Genomic DNA, 19,520 nt, shown 5'->3' with positions numbered 1-19,520 from the left:
GACCCGCTTTCTTTTTGTCCGCGCATCCCGGAGCCCACAAAAAGTCGAATGACTCGCCGCGCGGAATCGCCTATCACCCGGTCAGGCTTCCAAACGGATGATGTCCCGTGACGCGCACTGTCATGTTTGGCCTGCCCGCCGCGGCCCTGGTCGTCGGCATCCTCGCAGGCTGCACCCCGAACTATTCGCCCAACACCTACGCCGCCACCGCGACCCAGCAGGCGAACAAGGTGGAGCGGGCGGTCGTCATCGGGTTCCGTCAGGTCAAGATCAGCACCAGCGGCACCGTCGGCGCCGTCACCGGCGGGGCTGCGGGCGGCGTGCTCGGCTCGCAGTCCGGCACCTTCGGCATCAACTCGGCGCTGGGTGCGGTCGGCGGCACGGCCATCGGCGGGCTGATCGGCACCTCCATCGAGCATGTGACCGGCGACACCACGGGCTGGGAATACATCGTCCGCAAGCCGGACGGCGAGCTTCTGTCGGTCACCCAGCGGGAAGAGAAGCCCATCGAGATCGGGCAGAAGGTGCTGGTCATCGCCGGCAGCCAGGCCCGCATCGTCGCCGACTATTCCACGGACCCCGAGCCGGCTCCCGCCCCCAAGGACGCGGTGAAGGAAGCGGCCAAGGACGACGCCCAAAAGGACGCCTCTAAGGACTCTAGGCCCGCCGAGACGATCGAGGCGAAGGAGCTTCCCGCCCCGCCCCCTGCGGAGGTCCCTGTGGAGGCCCCCGTGGAAGCTCCGGCGGCTTCGACTCCCGACAGCGGCGGACCGGCGCCCATCCGCCTCACCCCGCCAGCAACGCCGGCTCCCGAGCCGGTGCCGGCGGCCGAGGCCCCGGCGGACAAGCCCGCCGACGGCGCGCCTGCCACCTGACCCGGCCCTCACGCCACCAGGATCGTCAGCAGCAGCACCGGCAAGGCCGGCATCCGGGGCAGGCGGAAGCGCCGCGGCGGCGGCGCTGCCACGGTCACCGGGCGCTCCTCCTCGCGGTCCAGCCGCCCGGCCTCCAGCACCACCGTCGTCATCGCATCGAACACGCCCATCGCCGGTCCCTCCGTCATGTTGGAGGTCACCCTGCGCCCGCGCGAAAAATCTTGGAAACGAATAGGCTTTATGAGGATCATTACAGATCGTGATGGTCCTTCCGCGCGTTGAACCCGCGCGCCCCCTCTGCTTGAATGCGTGACCATGCCGGCCAACCTCGACACCGACCTTCTGCGCGCCTTCGTCGCCGTCGCCGACGCGCGCAGCTTCACCCGTGCCGGCGACACGCTGGGCCGCACCCAGGCCGCCGTCAGCCAGCAGGTCCGCCGGCTGGAGGAGGTCGTGGGCACCCGCGTCTTCCAGCGCGACACCAAGAGCGTCCACCTGACCCAGGAGGGCGAGCTTCTGCTGACCTACGCCCGGCGGATGCTCACCCTGAACGACGAGGTGCTGACGCTGATGCGCCGGCCCGCCACGGTGGCCAGCGTGCGCATCGGCACGCCGGACGATTACGCCACCATGCTGCTGCCCGGCGTGCTGGCCCGCTTCGCCGCCGCCTACCCCGACGTGCCGGTGGAGGTGATCTGCGACAACAGCCCCGATCTGGTGGCGGAGATCGACAAGGGCCGCTACGACCTCGCCCTGGTCACCCGCCACCCGGACAGCCGCAGCGGCGAGCTGGTGCGGCGGGAGCCGGTGGCCTGGGTCGCCCCGCCGCGCTCCACAGTCGTTGATTCCATCCCGATAGAGCGTGAGAACCCGCTGCCGCTGGCCCTGTTCCCCAAGGGCTGCGTGGTGCGCGATCTCGCCGTCGCGGCGCTGGAGGGCATCGGGCGCGGCTGGCGCGTCGCCTTCATCAGCAAGAGCGTGGTGGCGGTGCACGGCGCCGTGCTGGGCGGGCTCGGCGTCACCGCCATGGAGGAATGCACCGTACCGCCCAGCCTGCGCCGGCTGACCGCGGCGGACGGCTTCCCCGACCTGCCGGACATCGACATCGCGCTGCACCGCGCGCCCGGCATGGCCGCCAAGCCGGTCCGCCTGCTGGCCGAGGCCATCCACGATCTGGTGGGCGGGAATCGCGCGGCCTGACCGACCTTGCGGCTCCGTGACATCCGTCCCGGCGCGCACGCGCCGGGTTGCCCCGGCGGGCCGGACCGATGCAGAATGGCCCCTCCTTCATAGGGACAAACCGCCGTGCGCACGCGTTCCACCACCGCCTTCCGCGCCCTGGCGCTGCGGCTGATCCTGGCCGCGGCGGCGATGTGGTTCGCCCCGGACGCCGCCCTGGCGCAAAGCCCCGTCGCCATCGGCGCGCCGCTGACCGGCGAGGTGGTCCTGAACCGCGACATCGAGGTGCGCATCGGCCCCAACGCCGACGCCCGGATCATCCAGACCCTGCCGCGCGGCAAGGCGCTGAACGCGCTGGGCACGCCCCGCGGCACGAGTTGGACGGAGGTCGCCATCGGCGGCCAGCCCATCGGCTACGTGCCCTCCGACTCGCTGGACCCGGCGCTGATGGTGTCGCGCTCGATCACCGCCGCCATGGGCGCCACCGCCGCGGGGGCCAACGCCGGCGGATCGCCCCCCTCGACCGGCAAGCCGCCGGTCATCCACCGCAGCGCCGCCGTGGTGCCGCGCAGCGCGTGGGAGATCGCCGCCCAGGTGCCGGCCCAGGGCTATGTCGTCGCAGCGGACGCCATCAAGGCGACGGAGATTCTCGACAACAAGAAGCGACGCAGCTTCACCCTGCGCAAGGGCGACGTGGTCAGCCTGATCGACTCCGCGAACGGGCGTGTGACGCTGGGCATGCCCGGCCGGACCCGGGCGGTCGCCACGGCCGAGGGGCTGATCGGGGTGGTCGCCCCCTACCCGCTGCCCGGCATGCCGCCGATCGAGCCGGGAGCGCTGTTCGCCGCGCGGCTCGGCGAGTATGTCAGCCACGCCGAGGGGCTGCGGGCGTGGCAGGAGTTCACCTACGGACCCGGAACCGCCTACCGCGACCTGCCGCCGATGGTCTGGCCGGTCTTCCGCGGCGCCCGCACCACCTACCAGATGGGCGTCGGCCCCTTCACCCGGACGCAGGTGGACAATGTCTGCGGCGCGCTGGCGCAGCGCTCCATGGACTGCTGGGTGATCGAGCTGGAGACCTTCTGACCCCGGCCTGACCCCGGCCTGACCCCGGCTTGACCCCGGCTTGACCCCGGCGGCGCCCTTCCGCCAAGCGGCAGCAACTCGTCGCCTCCGGTAAATTACTGAGCTTTTTCGACGAAAATCCATCGATCGTGGCGGTAGGCGGGCATGGCCGTGCCATGTTAATCTTTCTTACTCCCCGCCCGCTCCGCCCCAGGCCTTGCCCATGATCGACTCCGACGACGAGTTCCTTTTTCTGGACGACCAGGACGGCGACGGCAACGGCGAATCCGGGTCGCCGGTCACCGGGAACCGGTGGAAGATGATGATCGTGGACGACGAGCCGGAGGTGCATTCCATCACCAAGCTCGTCCTGGCCGATTTCTCCTACAAGGGCCGCTCCGCCCAGTTCATCTCCGCCTATTCCGCCGCGGAGGCACGGACGATCCTGGCGCGCGAGGAGGACATCGCCATCATCCTGCTGGACGTGGTGATGGAAACCGACGACGCCGGGCTGCAGCTCGTCCACCACATCCGGGAGGAGCTGAAGAACCGCCACGTCCGCATCATCCTGCGCACCGGCCAGCCCGGCCAGGCGCCGGAGCGCGCGGTGATCCTCGACTACGACATCAACGACTACAAGGCCAAGACGCAGCTCACCGCCCAGCAGCTGTTCACCACCACGGTCGCCGCCCTGCGCTCCTACGAGGACATCATGGCGATCGAGATGAACCGGCGCGGGCTGGAGAAGATCATCGAAGCGTCGTCGTCGCTGTTCCAGGCCCGCTCGATGAAGCTGTTCGCCGCCGGCGTGCTGACGCAGCTGTCCGGCATCCTCGGCGTCGGGCCGGACGCCATCCTGTGCGTGCAGCGCGGCCCGGTCATCAGCGGCGCGGCGGACGGGCTGTATGTGCTGGCCGGTTCCGGCCGCTTCGAGACGCTGATTGACGAGCCGGCGGCCAACCATGTCGAACCCGCCGTTCTGGCGGAGGTGAAGCGCTGCCTGGAGGCGCGCAGCAACCGATACGCCGCCGATCATTGCACGCTCTACATCCGGACGCCGAACGACCGCGAGAACGTGGTCTATCTGAGTTCCGACCGGCCGCTGTCGGACCTCGACCGCAACCTGATCGAGGTGTTCTGCCGCAAGATCTCGGTCGGCTTCGACAATCTGCACCTGTACGAGCAGTTGCGGCGCAGCCAGGAGCACACGGTCATCGCCATGGCCGATCTGGCGGAGCGCGCCGGCCATTCCAGCGCGGAGGCCGAAACCGGCCCGCGCATCGCCATGGTGACCGACCGCATCGCCCGCCGGCTGGCCGAGGAGGGGCGCCATCCCGCCATTCTCGACACGGTGTTCCTGGAGTCGGTCGGTCTGGCCGCCATCCTCCACGACGTCGGCAACGCCACGCTGGACCCCGCCATCCTCGGCAAGACCGGGCCGCTGAGCCCGGAGGAGCGGGCCGTCATGCAGGCCCACACCACCACGGGTTGGGATTTGCTGGACCGTGCGAGCCAGCGGTCCGAGGGACGGACGCATCTGCATCTGGGGGCGGAGATCGCCCGGTCGCATCATGAGAATTGGGACGGCACCGGCTATCCCGACCGCCTGAAGGGCGACGCCATCCCGCTGAGCGCCCGCATCGTCGCGGTGGCCGACAGTTTCGACGCCATGACCCGCGACCGCCCCTACCGCAAGGCGCTGGACCATGACGTGGCGGTGGCGGAGATCCGGCGCCTGTCCGGCAGCCGGTTCGATCCGGTGGTGGTCGACGCCTTCCTTGCGGTGTCCGGCAACCTGCGCCGGGAGTGACGCCCTTCGGAGTAGGAGGCGGACGCGGTCAGCCGGCGCCGCTCATCAGCGTGTCCACCATGTCCTTCAACGGACCGATCTGCACCGGCTTGTGCAGCAGCCGGCAGCCCATGGCAGCGGCTTCGGCCTGACGCTCCGGCATCGTGTCGCCGGTCAGGATCAGGGCGGGCACCGGGCCGCCGACATGGGCGCGCACCATCTCCACCGCCTGGGCGCCCGTACCGCCGGCTGGCAGGAAGTGATCGGCCAGGACCAGCCCCGGACGGCCGGACACCTGCGGCAGCCGCTGCGCCAGTTCGTTCAGCGACAGGGCGGTCAGCACATCGTACCCCCAGGCCTCCAGAAGCAGTGCCAGCCCTTCCACGATTGACCGATCGTCGTCCACCACAATGACCAGCCGGCTGGCCTCGTCCGGCGGCCCGCCGTCGCCGTCATCGCGGCGGAACGCGCCGTCGCCATCCACCGGACCATTGCCGGCATCCCCGGTCATGGCGAGGACGGAGGCGGTTTTGGCGTGGTCGTTCGTTAAGCTCACCATTGGATTCTTCACCAGGGCTGAGGGCGGCGGAGCCAGGATACCCCGCGCCGTTTCCAACATGACCATTTCAAAAAAGAATGAAAAATATTAAAAAAATCGAAATATCAGCCTAACAAATTTTTTGCAATGCCTGCCATGTATCGTGGAAAGAAAACATTCCATTTCTGAAATTTATATGCAGCGATGCGCAACATCGAAACAATACGGACGCATGATTTACAAACTTATGTTCATTCGCTTTATCTGATGGACCAACTCTGTTCAACTCTGAAAAAGCGCATATGAGGCACGCTCGGATGCCCTGCCGAAACGTGCTCCAAACAACGGGCCGCGGCATGTTCCGCGAATCCAGACGTGTCGCCTCCGGAACAATCCTTTGAACTGTCCGGATTGGGAGCCGTTCCATCCGGAGACCGAAAAACAATGGGCCCCCGCCTTGCGGCGGAGGCCCGAACTTTATCCTACGAAATTGAATCCTTTTTCGGATCCACAGTCTTTGGATGCGCCCGCTTCAGAAGCGTAGACGTCAGCTGCGCAGGCTGCCGCCCGTGGCTTTGGCGACCGCGGCGACGATCTTCTGGCCGATGGCCTCGATCTCCGGCTCGGTCAGGGTGCGCTCGGTCGGCTGGAGCGTGACGGAGAGCGCGACGGACTTCTTGCCCTCTTCCAGGTTCGCGCCCTGGTAGACGTCGAAGACCGTCACGTCCTTGACCAGCGCCTTGTCGGCGCCCTTGGCGGCGCGGATCAGCTTGTCGGCTTCCACGTCCTTGCCGACGACGAAGGCGAAGTCGCGCTCCAGCGGCTGGAAGGGCGAGAGCTGGACCAGCGGACGCGCCGTGCCGCCCTTCTTCTTGGGCAGCGGGATGACGTCCAGGAACACCTCGAAGCCGACCACCGGACCCTTGACGCCCAGCGTGCCCAGCACGGTCGGGTGGATCTCGCCGAAGCGGGCCATCACCGTCGGGCCGAGACGCAGCACGCCCGAGCGGCCGGGATGGTACCAGCCCGGCGCGTCGGTGGTGACCTGCAGGTTGGTCACCGGCGCGCCGGCGGCCTCCAGCACGGCCATCGCGTCGGCCTTGGCATCAAAGGCATCGACGCCGCGGGCCTTCTCCGCCCAGTGGCGCGGCACCGCGTTGCCGGCGCGGATGCCGGCGGCCACGATGTCCTGCCCGTCCGGCGACGGCTTGCGGAAAGCCGGGCCGACCTCGAACAGGCCGGCGTCGGCGTAACCGCGGTCGGCGTTGCGCCCGGCGGCCTGGATCAGGTTGCCGAGGATCGACGGGCGCATCACGTCGAGGTCTGCGCTGATCGGGTTGACCAGCGTCAGTCCCTCACCGACGCCGCCGAACAGCTCGGCCACCGGACCGGCCATGAAGGACCAGGTGACGGCCTCCGACAGGCCGCGGACGGCCAGCGTGCGCTTGGCCAGCCCGACGCGGCGCTGCTTGGTGGAGAGCGCCGGGCGGGTCAGCACGCTCTCGCGCGGCAGCGGAGTCGCCGGGATGGCGTCGAAGCCGTGGATGCGCAGCACCTCTTCCACCAGATCGGCTTCGCCGTGGATGTCGGCGCGCCAGGAGGGGGGGACGACGCGCAGGGTGCCGTCCACATCCTCGCCGACGATCTCGCAGCCGAGATCGATCAGGATGCGGGTCTGCTCGTCGCGCGGCACCTCGACACCGCCCAGCGCGGCGACGCGGCCCGGACGCAGCGTCAGGGTGCGGCGCCACTGCGGCTCCTCGCCGGCGATCACAAGGTCGGAGGCCTCGCCGCCGCAGATCTCCAGGATCAGGCGGGTGGCGCGCTCTATCCCCGACACCACCGCCGCCGGATCGACGCCGCGCTCCAGCCGGTAGCGGGCGTCCGACTCGATGCCCAGCTTGCGGCCCGTCTGCGCCGTGCGCACGGTGTCGAAGATCGCCGCCTCCAGGAAGACGTTGACCGTCGTCTCGGTGCAGCCCGACGCCTCGCCGCCGATGATGCCGCCCAGCGCCTCGGCCCGCTCATGATCGGCGATGACCGTCATGCCCGGGTCGAGCGGGTATTCCTTGCCGTTCAGCGCCGCCAGCGTCTCGCCCTCGCGGGCCAGACGGACGACGATGCCGCCCTTGACCTTGTCGGCGTCGAAGGCGTGCAGCGGGCGCGACAGGTCGAAGGTGATGAAGTTGGTGATGTCGACCAGCGCGGAGATCGGGCGCAGGCCGATGGCGACCAGCTTGTCGTGCAGCCACTTCGGCGACGGGCCGTTCTTCACGCCGCGGAAATAGCGGCCGACATACATCGGGCAGGCGTCCGGCGCCTCGATGGTCACGCCGAACGGGCTGGCGAAGGCGCCCTTGACCGGCTCCGCCGCCAGCGGCTTCAGCCGGCCCAGACCAGCGGCGGCGAGGTCGCGGGCGATGCCGCGCACCCCGGCGCAGTCGGCGCGGTCGGGCGTCAGGCTGATGTCGATGACCGGATCGCCCAGGCCGGCATAGTCGGCGTAGGCGACGCCGACCGGCGCGTCCTCGGGCAGCTCGATGATGCCGTTGTGCTCCTCCGACAGCTTCAGCTCGCGTTCGGAGCACATCATGCCGTTCGACTCGACGCCGCGGATGACGCCCTTCTTCAGCGTGATGTCGGAGCCGGGGATGTAGGCCCCCTCCGGCGCGAAGACGCCCTTCAGGCCGGCGCGCGCGTTGGGCGCGCCGCAGACGACCTGGAGCTTTTCGGTGCCGGTGTCGACGACCAGGACGCGCAGCTTGTCGGCGTCCGGGTGCTTCTCGGCGGAGACGACGTGGGCGACGCGGAAGGGCTTCAGCTCCTTGGAGCGATCCTCCACCCCTTCGACCTCCAGGCCGAGGGCGGTCAGCTTCTCCACGATCTGGTCGAGCGTGGCGTCGGTCTCCAGATGGTCCTTCAGCCAGGACAGCGTGAACTTCATGGGTCCGGCTCCTTTAGCGCGTCAGGCCCTGGGCCATGCTGGGAACGTCGAGCGGCACGAAGCCGTAATGCTTCAGCCAGCGGAGGTCGGCTTCGAAGAAGGTGCGCAGGTCCGGGATGCCGTATTTCAGCATCGCCACGCGCTCGATCCCCATGCCGAAGGCGAAGCCCTGGTACTTGGTGCTGTCGATGCCGCAGGCTTCCAGCACGTTGGGGTGCACCATGCCGCAGCCCAGGATCTCCAGCCAGTCGCCGTAGTTGCCGAGCTTCAGCTCGCCGCCTTTGCGGGAGCAGCCGATGTCCACCTCGGCCGACGGTTCGGTGAAGGGGAAGAAGCTGGGGCGGAAGCGCAGCGGCAGGTCGTCCACGTCGAAGAAGGCGCGGCAGAACTCGATCAGGCAGCCCTTGAGGTGGCCCATGTGGGTCGCCTCGTCGATGACCAGCCCCTCGATCTGGTGGAACATCGGGGTGTGGGTCATGTCGTAGTCGGACCGGTAGGTGCGGCCCGGCGCGATGATGCGGATCGGCGGCTTCTTGTTCAGCATGGTGCGGACCTGCACCGGGCTGGTGTGGGTGCGCAGCAGCATCTTCTTGTCGCCGGCATCCGGCAGATAGAAGGTGTCGTGCATGTCGCGGGCGGGGTGGCCCGGCGGGAAGTTCAGGGCGGTGAAGTTGTGGAAGTCGTCCTCGACGTCCGGCCCCTCGGCGACGCTGAAGCCCATCTCCGCGAAGATCGCCACCATCTCGTCGATGGTCTGGCTGATCGGGTGGATGCGCCCCTCGGTCTGCGGACGGATCGGCAGCGTGACGTCGATGCGCTCGGCCTGGAGGCGGGCCTCCAGATGGGCGCGGGCGAGGTCGGCCTTGCGGCCGTCGATGGCCGCGGCGATCTCGTCCTTCAGCGCGTTGAGCTGCTGGCCGCGCTCGCGCCGTTCGTCGGGCGACAGCCCGCCCAGCTCCTTCATGAAGCCGGTGATGCGCCCCTTCTTGCCGAGCGCGGTGACCCGCACCTCTTCGAGGGCCGCGAGGTCGCCAGCGGCGTTGACCTGCGACAGGAGTTCGTCTTTCAGCGCATCGAGCATGTCATTTCCCGCGAGCCATAAGGAAGTGCGAGCGTAAAGAAAAAGGGAGCCGGCCCAGAGGCACGGCTCCCTTCTTTCGTGTCCGGCGCCGGACCGGGGTTTCCGCTTGCGCGGCGAACCCTTTAGGCGGCGGCCTTGGAGGCGAGAGCGGCCTGGGCCTGATCGACGATGGCCTTGAAGGCCTCCGGCTCACGGGCGGCCAGATCCGACAGGACCTTGCGGTCGATCTCGATGCCGGCCAGCTTGATGCCGTTGATGAAGCGCGAGTAGGTCAGGCCGTACTGGCGCACACCGGCGTTGATGCGCTGGATCCACAGGCCGCGGAAATCGCGCTTCTTGTTGCGGCGGTCGCGATACGCGTATTGAAGGGCCTTTTCGACCTTCTCGATCGCGATGCGGAAGTTCTTGGAATTGCGACCCCGGTAGCCCTTGGCGAGCTTCAGGATCTTGCGGTGACGGGCGTGCGTGGTGACGCCGCGCTTAACACGAGCCATGGTTCAGATTCCCTTACGATATCAAGCGTTGCGCAGCCAGTTCTTCAGCACGATCTTCTGGTCCGGCTCGGCCAGGGTCATCATGCCGCGCGCATTGCGCTTCATATTCGGGCTCTTCTGCTCCAGGCAGTGGCGCTTGAAAGCCGCCTGGGCGCGCACCTTACCGGACGCGGTCACCTTGAAGCGCTTCTTGGCGCCGCTCTTCGTCTTCAGCTTGGGCATTTTCAATCCTTGCGTTGGATGTTCCCGACTGACGGTTGGGCATGCCCTGGGTCTCGGACCCGGCCTCGCCGCCCGTTGGAGCGCAGGGTTATACGCGCGGCCACGCCGCAACGCAAGGGGGAGCGAATGCGGGAGGGATGGAAGGTGGTTTCGCTCCATCCTCCCCCACTTGGCGGCGGGTCCCTCCCGCTCCCGGGATGGGAGCGGGAACCGGTGTCCGATTGTGATGTTGACGATGGAGGCGCGGCGCTTTGGCCGCGCCTTTGTCTTAAGTTTTCGTCTTTCGCCGGGCCTGCGCGGCGCCTACACTCCCGCCCCGGCCTGTTTTGGGCCGGTCCGTGACCGCTGGATGGGATGAGCGTCTCCGGCATGTCTGAAGCGCAGAAATTCATCGATCTCCGAAACCCGCGGCGCATCTGGGCCGTCGGTTCGATCCACGCGCAGACGGACCATCTCCACGCCGTGCACGAGGTGATCGCGGCGCGCTTCCTGCCCGGCGACCGGCTCGTCTATCTCGGCAACATGGTCGGCTGGGGCGAACGGGTGCTGGAGACGGTCGACGCGCTGCTGGCCTTCCGAACCTGGCTGCTGAGCTGGCGGGGCATGGAGGCCGGCGACATCGTCTATCTGCGCGGCGCGCAGGAGGAGATGTGGCACAAGCTGCTCCAGCTCCAGTTCGCACCCGACCCGCAGCAGGTTCTCGACTGGATGACCCGCCATGGCGCGGGGGCCACGCTGGCCGCTTATGGCGGCACGGTGGAGCAGGGCATGGCGGCGGCCCGCGGCGGCACCATGACGCTCGGCCGCTGGACCCAGGGGCTGCGTCAGGCGATGCACGCGCATCCCGGTCACGAAAATGTGTTCAACACCCTGCGCCGTGCCGCCTACTGCACCGGCCCCGAGCAGGGAGAGGGCGGCGTGCTGCTGGTCAGCGCCGGCGTGGACATCCGCCGTCCGCTGAATCACCAGGGCGACGCCTTCTGGTGGGGGGCGCCCGGTTTCGCCCAGATGTCAGAGCCTTACGGCGGTTTCGCCCGCGTCGTGCGGGGCTACGACCCAGCCCGCAAAGGCGTGGCCGTGACCGACCGCGTGGCGACCCTCGACGGCAATTGCGGGTTGGGTGGGCACCTCGTTTGTGGGTGCCTGTCGCCTTCGGGTGAGATCCTGGACCTGTTCCAGGTCTGATCCATCTCCCTTTTTCCTACCCGTCCTACCCATTCCTTCGGCCTCCGCCACCGAATCCCTTCCGGTGCGGATGATCCGAAACGTCTTGTGCTGCGTATGACGTGCAACAGGGCGAGGGGAACGGCTGTTGTCCCAACCGTCGGCGGTCCGTGGCGAAACGGCCATAGCGAACCGACGGATCATTGGACCTGAGGGGGCCTGTCCCTTCGGACTCCGCAGCACAGGGCACAAGCAGCCTGAAACGCGGCCGCCCAGACGGGAAGGAAGGGACGTATGGCTTACATCGACGATCCCGAGACTCAGCGCGCGAATCTGAGTTTCATCAAGGCTTCCATGCGTGAGCCTCTGCTGACGCGCGATCACGAATTCGATCTGGCCCGCAAATGGCGCGAGGGCGGTGACGAACGGGCCCTTCACGAACTGGTCCGCGCCTACACCCGGCTGGTGGTGGCGACCGCCGCGCGGTTCCGCAACTACGGCCTGCCCATGGGCGACCTCGTGCAGGAGGGCAACGTCGGGCTGATGCAGGCGGCCAGCCGGTTCGAGCCGGACCGCGAGGTGCGCTTTTCCACCTACGCGGCCTGGTGGATCCGCTCGGCCATGCAGGACTACATCCTGCGCAACTGGTCCATCGTCCGCACCGGCACCACCGCCGCGCAGAAGTCGCTGTTCTTCAATCTGCGCCGCCTGCGCGCCCGCATCGAGAGCATCAGCCAGGGCGGCACCGGGTCCGGCAACAGCCTGACCAAGGAAGGGCGGGAATGGATCGCCGGCGAACTCCAGGTCGACGTGACTGAGGTGGAGGCGATGGAGATGCGGCTGTCCGCCTCCGACCAGTCGCTGAACTCCCCGGTGGCCGACGGTTCCGACGAGGACTGGCAGGATTTCCTGGCCGACCAGCGCCCCTCGCCGGAGGAGGTGGTGATCGGCATGCGCGACAGCCGCACCCGCTCGCAATGGCTGGCCGAGGCGCTGGGCGAACTCAGCCCGCGCGAACGCACCATCATCCAGGAGCGCCGCCTGCGCGAGGAGGGCGCCACCCTGGAGCAGCTGGGCCGCGAACTTGGGGTGAGCAAGGAGCGGGTACGCCAACTCGAACACCGCGCGCTGCTCAAGCTGCGCCAGTCGATGCTGAAGCGGGTCGAGGGGTTCGGGGATCTGCTGGCGGACGCGTAGAAGCCATTTGCCCCCACCCTAACCTTCCCCGCCGGGCGGGAGAGGGGACGATCGCCGCTTCGCATAAGGCACCCTCCCCTGCGAAGCGGGGGAGGGCCGGGGTGGGGGCACGTCGCGCTGGCGCAAGGCCACGCTACGCCTTCTCCTCCTCCCGCACCGCCCCCGCGCCATCCCCGCCGCCGTCACCATCCAAAGTCACCCGCCACACCTCGGTCGTGCCGTTGCGGCCACGGAGCGTGCGGTCGCCGACGCAGTCCAGCGGGGCCGCGCCATCGCCCTGGAAGGCGGTGGCGGCACTCGACAATACGATGACCTCCTCGTCCCCCTGAAGGGCAGAGGCCAGCTCCTCGATGCGGGCGGCGACGTTCACGGTGTCGCCGACGATCGTGTAGTTGATGCGGCTTGCCGACCCGATGTTGCCCACCACCACCGGTCCGGAATGCAGGCCGATGCGAACACGGATCGCCGGCAGCCCCTCCGCCGCGCGGCGGCGATTGCCGTCGCGCACGGCGCGGGTGATGGCGTGGGCGGCGCGCAGCGCGCGGGCGGCGTGGTCCGGCTGCTCCTCCGGCGCGCCCCAGAAGGCCATGATGGCGTCGCCGATGAACTTGTCCACCGTGCCGCCCTCCGCCTCGATGCAGTTGGCGAGCAGGGTGAAATGCTCGTTCAGCAGGGCGGCGGTGTCGGCGGCGCCCATATGCTCGGCCATGCGCGAGAAGCCGCGGATGTCGGTGAACATCACCGTCACCTCCCGCTCCTCCGATTGGAAGCTGGTCAGGCCGCCGCGGCGGTGCATCAGCCGCAGCACCAGGGCCTTCGGCACATAGGTCTCGAACCAGCGCAGGCCGGCGACCATGGCGTTGAAGGCGCTGTTGGCGCGGGCCAGCTCGCGCAGGCGCGAATCGGGCAGCTCGTCGATCGCGCGGAAGTCGAAGGTCCGGACATGGTCGGCGGCCTCGGCCAGATGGGCCACCTGGGTGCTGATGCGCCGCCCGACGATCAGCGCCACCGCCACCGAGATCAGCAGGATGCCCAGTCCGGCGAGGCCGGTGGTGTAGAGGCGGCGGACCTCGGCGCTGGCCTCGTTGGCGCGGAAGCTGATGCCGATGGTCCAGTCCTGCTGGCCATAACCGGCCATGCTGCGCATCAGGAACAGGTAATCCTCGTCCAGCACGTTGACGATCCGGCCCTCCACCCGCTTCTTCAGGGCGTCCACCGGCTGGCCGGTCTGCCAGAGCGCCGCCAGCGCCGGGTCGGCCACCTGATCGATGCGCGGCAGGGGTGGGCCGTCGGTCTTGGTGGAGAAGTCGAACTTCATACCGGCCAGCGACGGGTGGGCCAGCACATGCTGCTGGTCGAACAGGACGAAGGCGTTCAGCCCCTGCTCCACATAGAGCGTGGACAGGAAGCGCGAGAGGTCGCCCAGCGACACCCCGACCACCACCTGCCCCAGATAGGCGCCGTTGCGCCGCACCGGCTGGAACAGGGTGACGAAGCTGGTCCCCGCCTCCTTCGACCACAGCGGGTCGGCCCAGACGGCGGTGGTGCGGTCAGCGCCGTTGCGCAGTTCGGGCGCCAGCTCCGGCTCGTGGCGCAGATCCTCCCGTCCGATGTGGAGCTGGTTGCCCAGCCGGTCGGCGCGCAGGCCGGTGCGGTCGGGATGGAAGAAGGCGATGCCCGTGACGTCCGGCGCCCCGGCCAGCGCGCCGCGCAACGTGTCCTGGAGCGAGCGGGAATCGGTCGGGTCCAGCTCCCCCCGCTCCATCAGTCCGGCCACGAAACGGGCCATGTCCCGTGCGGGGTTGAGCTGGTTGCGGATGCGCACCTCCACCCCCGACAAAGCGAGGTCGGCGCGGTCGTTCAGCAGGGTGAAGGTGTTGCGGCTGGCGCTGACGAGACCGAGCACCAGCACGCTGGCCACCGCCAGCAGCATCAGCGACCCGAAGCCGGCCACCAGCACCGCCGCGATGGGCAGGCGCAGGCGCGGGCGTCCCAGCGCGGGCGGGCGCGTCCGGCGCGGACCACCCTTTTTGCGCGCGGCCTCCTTCAGCCGGGCGATGCGCAAGCCGGTTTGAAGAAAACGCCGTTTGGTGGGGTGGTCAGCCATGGCGCGGAGCCTACAGGACGCACGCGGCCATCGGCAATCGGCCATCGCGCCGCGTCCTGTAACGGTCACCCCGCCGTCAACGGGGCGCCTTCAACCGAGTGCCGTCAGCCGGTGATGATCTTCACCGGACGTCCGGGCTGGATCGGCGTGCCCGGCGGCAGGTCGTTGATGATCCGGAACAACTCCTCCGCGTAGGGCTCCCGCGGCATCTGGCGGACGAAGCTCTCGACGCTGTCGCCGGGGCGGACGGTCTGCACGCGGATGCGCCGGGGCTGGTAGGACGCGGCCTCCTGCCGGGTCAGCCGGCGAAAGCTGGTGGCGGTCTGGCGGAAATCGGCGTCGAAGCGCGACAGCGCGCCGCCGGGGGCCAGGAAGGTGAAGCGGTAGAGGGTGCCGGAGTCGGCGCGGATGGCGACCAACCGCACGTCCACCGCCCCGGCGTCGGTCTTGCCCTGGGTCAGCGCGGTCGCCGCCGGCATGCCGTTGACGGTGAAGGATTGCAGGTCCCTCAACGGCGCCCCCTGCGCCCAGCTGCCGGTCAGATAGGCGGCGGGGTCGCCCGCGCCCGGCGCCTTGCCGCCGTCGAACACGATGGCGCCGCCGTTGGGACCCTTGGCGATCACCTGCTGCGCCCCGTTGAGCAGGCTGTATCCCTGCGGCACGTCGAAGGCAATGCCGAGCTGCGGGTGGGCGAAGCTGCGACCGCGGACGAAGCCGTTCTCCGGGCTGTCGCCGTAGATCACCCCGTCCATCGCCGTCATGTAGGGATCGACGGGCCGCGCCCCACGAGGAAGCTCGCGGGCGATGGCCGCCGCCTCGTCGACGCGCGACGCGGTCTGCGGGTGGGTGGCAAAGAAGTCGAAGCCGCCCTCCGCCGCCCCCTTGCCGGCGCGCAGGCCGGAATATTGGGTGTCGCGGCGCATGGTCTCCAGGAAGGTCGCCATGGCGAAGGGGTCGTAGCCGGCGCGGTGCAGATACTCGATGCCCAGCCGGTCGGCCTCCGACTCCTGGCCGCGCGAGTAGCGGGCGAGCAGGGCGGTGCCGCCGATGTTGGCGATCTGCGCCAGCTCCGGACTGCCCAGCACGAGGCCGATGCCGGCGGCGAGCAGCCCGGCGATGGTCTGGTTGGTCTGCCTCTCCTGGCCATGGTGGGCGATGACGTGGCCGATCTCGTGCCCCAGCACGCTCGCCACCTCCGCCTCGTCCTTGGCGAGCGCCAGCAGGCCGCGGGTGATGTAGACGTAGCCGCCGGGCAGGGCGAAGGCGTTGACCACGTCGCTGTCCAGGACGGTGAAGGTCCAGGGGCCGGAGCGGTCGGTCTGGGCGGCCAGCCGGTTGCCAATGCCGGTGATGTAGGCCTGCAGCCGCTGGTCGGGGTAGGCCCCGCCATACTGGGCGAGGATCTTGGGATGCTCCTGCGCGCCGATCGACTCCTCGCTGCCGCCGAAGATCTGGGCGTCGGCCGGGGTGCCGGCCGAGGTGAGCAGCAGGACGGCCAGCGCCGCGGCGGCGATCCGGCGCAGCGGGGACGGGGAAGACGGCTTGCGTTCGGTCGTCGGTTCGGGCGTCATGAGTCGTCATATCGGAAGGGGGCTCGCTGAGATCAAACTCCCCATCCGGTCCGCCTGTTCCACCGCTCCACCCCCACACCAACCATGCCGCGCCGCATTCTTCCGCTGACGCTGTCCGCTCTGCTGCTGATGGCGAACACCGCCGGGCCGCCGGAGCTGCGCGTCGCCGCGGTGACCGACGGCGCCACCCTGCTGCTGGAGGATGGGCGCAGCCTGCGTCTGGCCGGCATCGAGCCCGCCGCACCGCCCATGGGGGCGGAGCCGGGCGATCACTGGCCGCTGGCCGAGGCCGCGCGGCAGGCGCTGGCGGAGCTGGCCGTCGGGCAGCGCCTGAGCGTGCGTGGGGAGGCGCGGACCGACCGGCACGGCCGCCTGCTGGCCCAGGTGGAACGCGGCGACGGTCTGTGGCTCCAGGGCGAGTTGCTGGCGCGGGGCCTCGCCCGCGTGCACACCCGGCCCGACGCCCGCGCCCTGGCCCGCGAGATGCTAGCGGCGGAGGCCGGAGCGCGGGCGGCCGGGCGCGGCATCTGGCGGACCCGCGCCTACGCGGTGCGGCCCGCCGACCCGGACGCGCTGCGCCGGGACCGCGACAGCTTCCAGATCGTCGAGGGGCGGGTGCTGCGGGTAAGCAAGGCCGGCGGCGACGCCTATCTGGATTTCGGCGAGGATTGGCGGATCGACGTCACGGTGCACATCGGGCGCGCCGCGCTGCGCGAATTCGTGGCCGCCGGCATCGACCCGCTGTCCTACGAGGGACGGGTCGTCCGGGTGCGCGGCTGGGTGGGTCTGCGCGCCGGCCCGCTGATCGAGGCGACCCATCCCGAACAGATCGAGCGGCTGGACGGGGCGGCATCGCCGCTCCGGCCAACGCCGCGCCCTTCCGCTGCGCCACCGGACCTTTCCGACGACGACGAGGAGTGAGCCTGTGGCGGACGACGGACGGGCGTCCTACACTTGCTTCCATTCGGCCCGGACTGACAGGACCTCTTCATGCCCCGCAGCGAGCTTTTCCCGCCCATCGACCCCTACCAGACCGGCTTCCTGCCCGTGGACGAGATCCACACGCTCTATTGGGAGCAGTCGGGCAACCCGCGCGGCGTGCCGGTGCTGTTCCTGCACGGAGGGCCGGGGGCGGGCGCCTCGCCGACGCACCGGCGCTTCTTCGATCCCGGCCATTACCGCATCGTCGTGATGGACCAGCGCGGGGCGGGCCGATCCAGCCCGCTGGGCGAAGTGCGGCGCAACACGACCGAGCTGCTGGTGGAAGACGCCGAACGGCTGCGCCGCCATCTGGGGATCGAGCGCTGGCTGCTGTTCGGCGGAAGCTGGGGATCGACGCTGGCGCTGGCCTACGGGCAGACCCATCCGGAGCGCTGCCTGGGGCTGATCCTGCGCGGCATCTTCCTGATGCGGAAGGCGGAGGTCGACTGGTTCCTCTACTCCATGCGCACGATCTTCCCGGAGGCCTGGGCCACCTTCGCCGGCCACATCCCGCCGGAGGAGCGCGGCGACCTGCTGGAGGCCTACTGGCGGCGGCTCAACGCGCCGGACGCGGCGACCCGCATGGCGGCGGCGCGGGTGTGGAGCCTGTATGAGGGCTCCTGCTCCTCGCTGCTGCCTTCGCCGGAGCTGATCGCGACGAGCGCGGAGGACACCCACGCGCTGGGCCTCGCCCGCATCGAAGCGCATTACTTCCGCTCCAACCGCTTCACCCCGGAGGACCGGCTGTTGCGCGACGTGCACCGTATCCGGCATCTGCCGGGGGCGATCGTCCAGGGCCGCTACGACATCGTGTGCCCCATCACCAGCGCCGACGAGCTGCGCCGCGCCTGGCCGGAGGCCGATTACCGCGTGGTGCCCGACGCTGGCCATTCCGCAATGGAGCCGGGCATCCGCGCCGCCCTGGTCCAGGCGACGGAGCGATTCAAGGAGTACCGGTAGAGGAGAGATGGCTTCGCTGGGCCCCCTCCCCCCGCAGCAGTGGAGGGGGGCTAGGGGGCTTTCGGCCAGCGCGAGAGGCCTTCAGGCCAACCCTCTCCCGAAACGGGAGAGGGCTTTGAACACAGATCAGGCGGCCTTCTTCAGGACCAGTTCCAGCCGCTCGGTGGCCTTGGTCTCGTCGATCTTCTCGACGGCGGCCAGTTCGCGGGCCAGACGCTCCAGGGCGGCCTGATAGATCTGGCGCTCGCTGTAGGACTGGTCGGACTGGTCGGCGCCGCGGTACAGGTCGCGAACGACCTCCGCGATGGCCACCGGGTCGCCGGAGTTGATCTTGGCCTCATACTCCTGGGCACGGCGGCTCCACATCGTGCGACGGACGCGCGAACGGCCCTGCAGCGTCTCCAGGGCGACCTTGATGCGGTCCTTCGTGCTGAGGCGGCGCAGGCCGGCGGCCTTGGCCTTGCCAACCGGAACCTTGAGCGTCATGCGCTCTTTTTCGAACGTGATCGCGTAGAGCTGAACATCCATGCCAGCGATGCTGTGGGTCTCGATTCCCTCGACCCGACCGACGCCATGGGCCGGGTAGACGACGAAGTCACCGGCCTCGAAGTCAAGCTTGTTCGACATTTGGGTTGGCTCTCACTTCTCGCGATCGCGCCATTTTGCCGCCCCGGTGGAGGGGGCGAAAAAGGCCCGGTGACAACGACACACCGTGGGGATGGGGTCCTCCACGCCGCGCACTGTTGCACTGAGCCCTTGGTCGATGGGAATTCCGGCAATGACGCTGAGGCCGGCTCCGGGCGCGTATTATAGCGATGTTACGGCCGGGTTACAAAGGCTACGCGCGGGCAGCCGTCCGGATTCTGACGTTGCCCGCCGATGGCCGACCTGTCGTTTTTGCATGGCGGCAAAAGAATGCCATGCGCCGCAATAGTCCCGACTCCGCTTAGCCGCCGGCCTTCGGAGAGAAGAACTTGTCGAACTTGCCGTCCACGCCCTTCATGGCGTCGGCGTCGGGCAGCGCGTCCTTCTTGCGGGTCAGGTTGGGCCACTGCGCCGCGTAGTCGCGGTTCAGCTCCATCCACTTCTCCGCACGGCCGTCGGTGTCCGGCACGATGGCCTCGGCCGGGCATTCCGGCTCGCACACGCCGCAGTCGATGCACTCATCCGGATGGATGACCAGCATGTTCTCGCCCTCGTAGAAACAGTCCACGGGGCAGACCTCGACGCAATCGGTGTACTTGCACTTGATGCAGTCTTCCGTCACGACGTAGGGCATGATTCGTTCTCCGCTGTTCTCGCCAGTTCCGGCGGTGTTCACGCGCCGGGGTTCGAGTCGCTTCGATGGACGCT

18 protein-coding genes are annotated in these 19,520 nt (G+C 69.0%); 8 read left to right on the top strand and 10 right to left on the bottom strand.

The window, feature by feature from the left end; translation table 11 throughout:
* Positions 1-107: 107 nt before the first annotated feature.
* Positions 108-875, top strand: coding sequence for an outer membrane lipoprotein (locus AMK58_RS01295; RefSeq protein ID WP_236778155.1), 768 nt, complete (start codon positions 108-110; stop codon positions 873-875).
* Positions 876-883: 8 nt separating this feature from the next.
* On the opposite strand, the gene AMK58_RS30190 is transcribed toward AMK58_RS01295, so the two are convergent.
* Positions 884-1,063: a hypothetical protein gene (locus AMK58_RS30190; RefSeq protein WP_137165156.1), complete on the bottom strand. Its 180-nt coding sequence runs from the start codon at positions 1,061-1,063 to the stop codon at positions 884-886.
* Between the two features lie 127 nt (positions 1,064-1,190).
* On the opposite strand from AMK58_RS30190, the gene AMK58_RS01290 reads away from it, so the two are divergent.
* The 3 genes from AMK58_RS01290 (at position 1,191) to AMK58_RS01280 (ending at position 4,929) form a co-directional block, all read left to right on the top strand.
* Positions 1,191-2,075 (top strand): LysR substrate-binding domain-containing protein, encoded by an 885-nt coding sequence (locus tag AMK58_RS01290; RefSeq protein ID WP_035669803.1) that lies wholly within the window; start codon positions 1,191-1,193, stop codon positions 2,073-2,075.
* Positions 2,076-2,180: 105 nt separating this feature from the next.
* Positions 2,181-3,140, top strand: coding sequence for an SH3 domain-containing protein (locus tag AMK58_RS01285; RefSeq protein ID WP_035669806.1), 960 nt, complete (start codon positions 2,181-2,183; stop codon positions 3,138-3,140).
* Positions 3,141-3,342: 202 nt separating this feature from the next.
* Positions 3,343-4,929 (top strand): DUF3369 domain-containing protein, encoded by a 1,587-nt coding sequence (locus AMK58_RS01280; RefSeq protein WP_035669809.1) that lies wholly within the window; start codon positions 3,343-3,345, stop codon positions 4,927-4,929.
* Positions 4,930-4,957: 28 nt separating this feature from the next.
* Here the strand turns inward: AMK58_RS01280 and AMK58_RS01275 are convergent, their stop codons facing one another.
* The 5 genes from AMK58_RS01275 to rpmI form a co-directional block, all read right to left on the bottom strand.
* Positions 4,958-5,467 carry a response regulator gene (locus AMK58_RS01275; protein WP_236778154.1) on the bottom strand — a complete coding sequence of 170 codons (510 nt, stop codon included), beginning with the start codon at positions 5,465-5,467 and terminating at the stop codon, positions 4,958-4,960.
* 526 nt (positions 5,468-5,993) lie between these two features.
* Entirely contained in the window at positions 5,994-8,390 is a 2,397-nt protein-coding gene (gene pheT, locus AMK58_RS01270) for a phenylalanine--tRNA ligase subunit beta (protein ID WP_035669812.1), read from the bottom strand.
* A 13-nt stretch (positions 8,391-8,403) separates the two neighbouring features.
* Complete coding sequence (gene pheS, locus AMK58_RS01265) at positions 8,404-9,471, bottom strand: phenylalanine--tRNA ligase subunit alpha (RefSeq protein ID WP_035669815.1); 1,068 nt, start codon at positions 9,469-9,471, stop codon at positions 8,404-8,406.
* Positions 9,472-9,593: 122 nt separating this feature from the next.
* Entirely contained in the window at positions 9,594-9,965 is a 372-nt protein-coding gene (gene rplT / locus AMK58_RS01260) for a 50S ribosomal protein L20 (RefSeq protein WP_014238729.1), read from the bottom strand.
* 21 nt (positions 9,966-9,986) lie between these two features.
* The gene (gene rpmI, locus AMK58_RS01255) at positions 9,987-10,187 is read right to left on the bottom strand and encodes a 50S ribosomal protein L35 (protein ID WP_014238730.1); all 201 of its coding nucleotides are present in this window, start codon (positions 10,185-10,187) and stop codon (positions 9,987-9,989) included.
* 369 nt (positions 10,188-10,556) lie between these two features.
* Here rpmI and AMK58_RS01250 point away from each other — a divergent pair, with 369 nt between their 5' ends.
* A complete protein-coding gene (locus AMK58_RS01250) occupies positions 10,557-11,372 on the top strand; it encodes a hypothetical protein (protein ID WP_035669875.1) in 816 nt (271 codons plus the stop codon).
* A gap of 273 nt (positions 11,373-11,645) precedes the next feature.
* Positions 11,646-12,548: an RNA polymerase factor sigma-32 gene (locus AMK58_RS01245; RefSeq protein WP_035669819.1), complete on the top strand. Its 903-nt coding sequence runs from the start codon at positions 11,646-11,648 to the stop codon at positions 12,546-12,548.
* A gap of 133 nt (positions 12,549-12,681) precedes the next feature.
* On the opposite strand, the gene AMK58_RS01240 is transcribed toward AMK58_RS01245, so the two are convergent.
* Together AMK58_RS01240 and AMK58_RS01235 are read right to left on the bottom strand one after the other, a co-directional pair.
* On the bottom strand, positions 12,682-14,655 hold the full coding sequence (locus tag AMK58_RS01240) for an adenylate/guanylate cyclase domain-containing protein (protein ID WP_035669822.1): 1,974 nt from the start codon (positions 14,653-14,655) through the stop codon (positions 12,682-12,684).
* 104 nt (positions 14,656-14,759) lie between these two features.
* Positions 14,760-16,226 (bottom strand): M48 family metalloprotease, encoded by a 1,467-nt coding sequence (locus AMK58_RS01235; protein WP_059398510.1) that lies wholly within the window; start codon positions 16,224-16,226, stop codon positions 14,760-14,762.
* Between the two features lie 84 nt (positions 16,227-16,310).
* Here AMK58_RS01235 and AMK58_RS01230 point away from each other — a divergent pair, with 84 nt between their 5' ends.
* Together AMK58_RS01230 and pip are read left to right on the top strand one after the other, a co-directional pair.
* On the top strand, positions 16,311-17,147 hold the full coding sequence (locus AMK58_RS01230; protein ID WP_059398509.1) for a thermonuclease family protein: 837 nt from the start codon (positions 16,311-16,313) through the stop codon (positions 17,145-17,147).
* 69 nt (positions 17,148-17,216) lie between these two features.
* A complete protein-coding gene (gene pip, locus AMK58_RS01225) occupies positions 17,217-18,167 on the top strand; it encodes a prolyl aminopeptidase (RefSeq protein WP_035669888.1) in 951 nt (316 codons plus the stop codon).
* A gap of 126 nt (positions 18,168-18,293) precedes the next feature.
* Here pip and AMK58_RS01220 read toward each other — a convergent pair whose 3' ends face one another.
* A complete protein-coding gene (locus tag AMK58_RS01220) occupies positions 18,294-18,794 on the bottom strand; it encodes a CarD family transcriptional regulator (RefSeq protein WP_014238739.1) in 501 nt (166 codons plus the stop codon).
* Positions 18,795-19,113: 319 nt separating this feature from the next.
* A complete protein-coding gene (fdxA, locus tag AMK58_RS01215) occupies positions 19,114-19,446 on the bottom strand; it encodes a ferredoxin FdxA (protein ID WP_014238741.1) in 333 nt (110 codons plus the stop codon).
* Positions 19,447-19,520: the final 74 nt, after the last annotated feature.

Source organism: Azospirillum brasilense (genome assembly GCF_001315015.1).
Classification (GTDB): Bacteria; Pseudomonadota; Alphaproteobacteria; order Azospirillales; family Azospirillaceae; genus Azospirillum; species Azospirillum brasilense.
This window is presented reverse-complemented; position numbering and strand designations above follow the sequence as displayed.

What these genes read in the sequence shown, in the direction of transcription:
- AMK58_RS01235 (WP_059398510.1), bottom strand. Translation starts at nt 16,226, where the DNA reads ATGACGCCCGAACCGACGACCGAACGCAAGCCGTCTTCCCCGTCCCCG.
- fdxA (WP_014238741.1), bottom strand. Translation starts at nt 19,446, where the DNA reads ATGCCCTACGTCGTGACGGAAGACTGCATCAAGTGCAAGTACACCGAT.
- AMK58_RS01290 (WP_035669803.1), top strand. Translation starts at nt 1,191, where the DNA reads ATGCCGGCCAACCTCGACACCGACCTTCTGCGCGCCTTCGTCGCCGTC.
- AMK58_RS01220 (WP_014238739.1), bottom strand. Translation starts at nt 18,794, where the DNA reads ATGTCGAACAAGCTTGACTTCGAGGCCGGTGACTTCGTCGTCTACCCG.
- AMK58_RS01275 (WP_236778154.1), bottom strand. Translation starts at nt 5,467, where the DNA reads ATGGTGAGCTTAACGAACGACCACGCCAAAACCGCCTCCGTCCTCGCC.
- AMK58_RS01245 (WP_035669819.1), top strand. Translation starts at nt 11,646, where the DNA reads ATGGCTTACATCGACGATCCCGAGACTCAGCGCGCGAATCTGAGTTTC.
- pip (WP_035669888.1), top strand. Translation starts at nt 17,217, where the DNA reads ATGCCCCGCAGCGAGCTTTTCCCGCCCATCGACCCCTACCAGACCGGC.
- pheS (WP_035669815.1), bottom strand. Translation starts at nt 9,471, where the DNA reads ATGCTCGATGCGCTGAAAGACGAACTCCTGTCGCAGGTCAACGCCGCT.
- AMK58_RS01230 (WP_059398509.1), top strand. Translation starts at nt 16,311, where the DNA reads ATGCCGCGCCGCATTCTTCCGCTGACGCTGTCCGCTCTGCTGCTGATG.
- rpmI (WP_014238730.1), bottom strand. Translation starts at nt 10,187, where the DNA reads ATGCCCAAGCTGAAGACGAAGAGCGGCGCCAAGAAGCGCTTCAAGGTG.
- AMK58_RS01250 (WP_035669875.1), top strand. Translation starts at nt 10,557, where the DNA reads ATGTCTGAAGCGCAGAAATTCATCGATCTCCGAAACCCGCGGCGCATC.
- AMK58_RS30190 (WP_137165156.1), bottom strand. Translation starts at nt 1,063, where the DNA reads ATGACGGAGGGACCGGCGATGGGCGTGTTCGATGCGATGACGACGGTG.
- pheT (WP_035669812.1), bottom strand. Translation starts at nt 8,390, where the DNA reads ATGAAGTTCACGCTGTCCTGGCTGAAGGACCATCTGGAGACCGACGCC.
- rplT (WP_014238729.1), bottom strand. Translation starts at nt 9,965, where the DNA reads ATGGCTCGTGTTAAGCGCGGCGTCACCACGCACGCCCGTCACCGCAAG.
- AMK58_RS01240 (WP_035669822.1), bottom strand. Translation starts at nt 14,655, where the DNA reads ATGGCTGACCACCCCACCAAACGGCGTTTTCTTCAAACCGGCTTGCGC.
- AMK58_RS01280 (WP_035669809.1), top strand. Translation starts at nt 3,343, where the DNA reads ATGATCGACTCCGACGACGAGTTCCTTTTTCTGGACGACCAGGACGGC.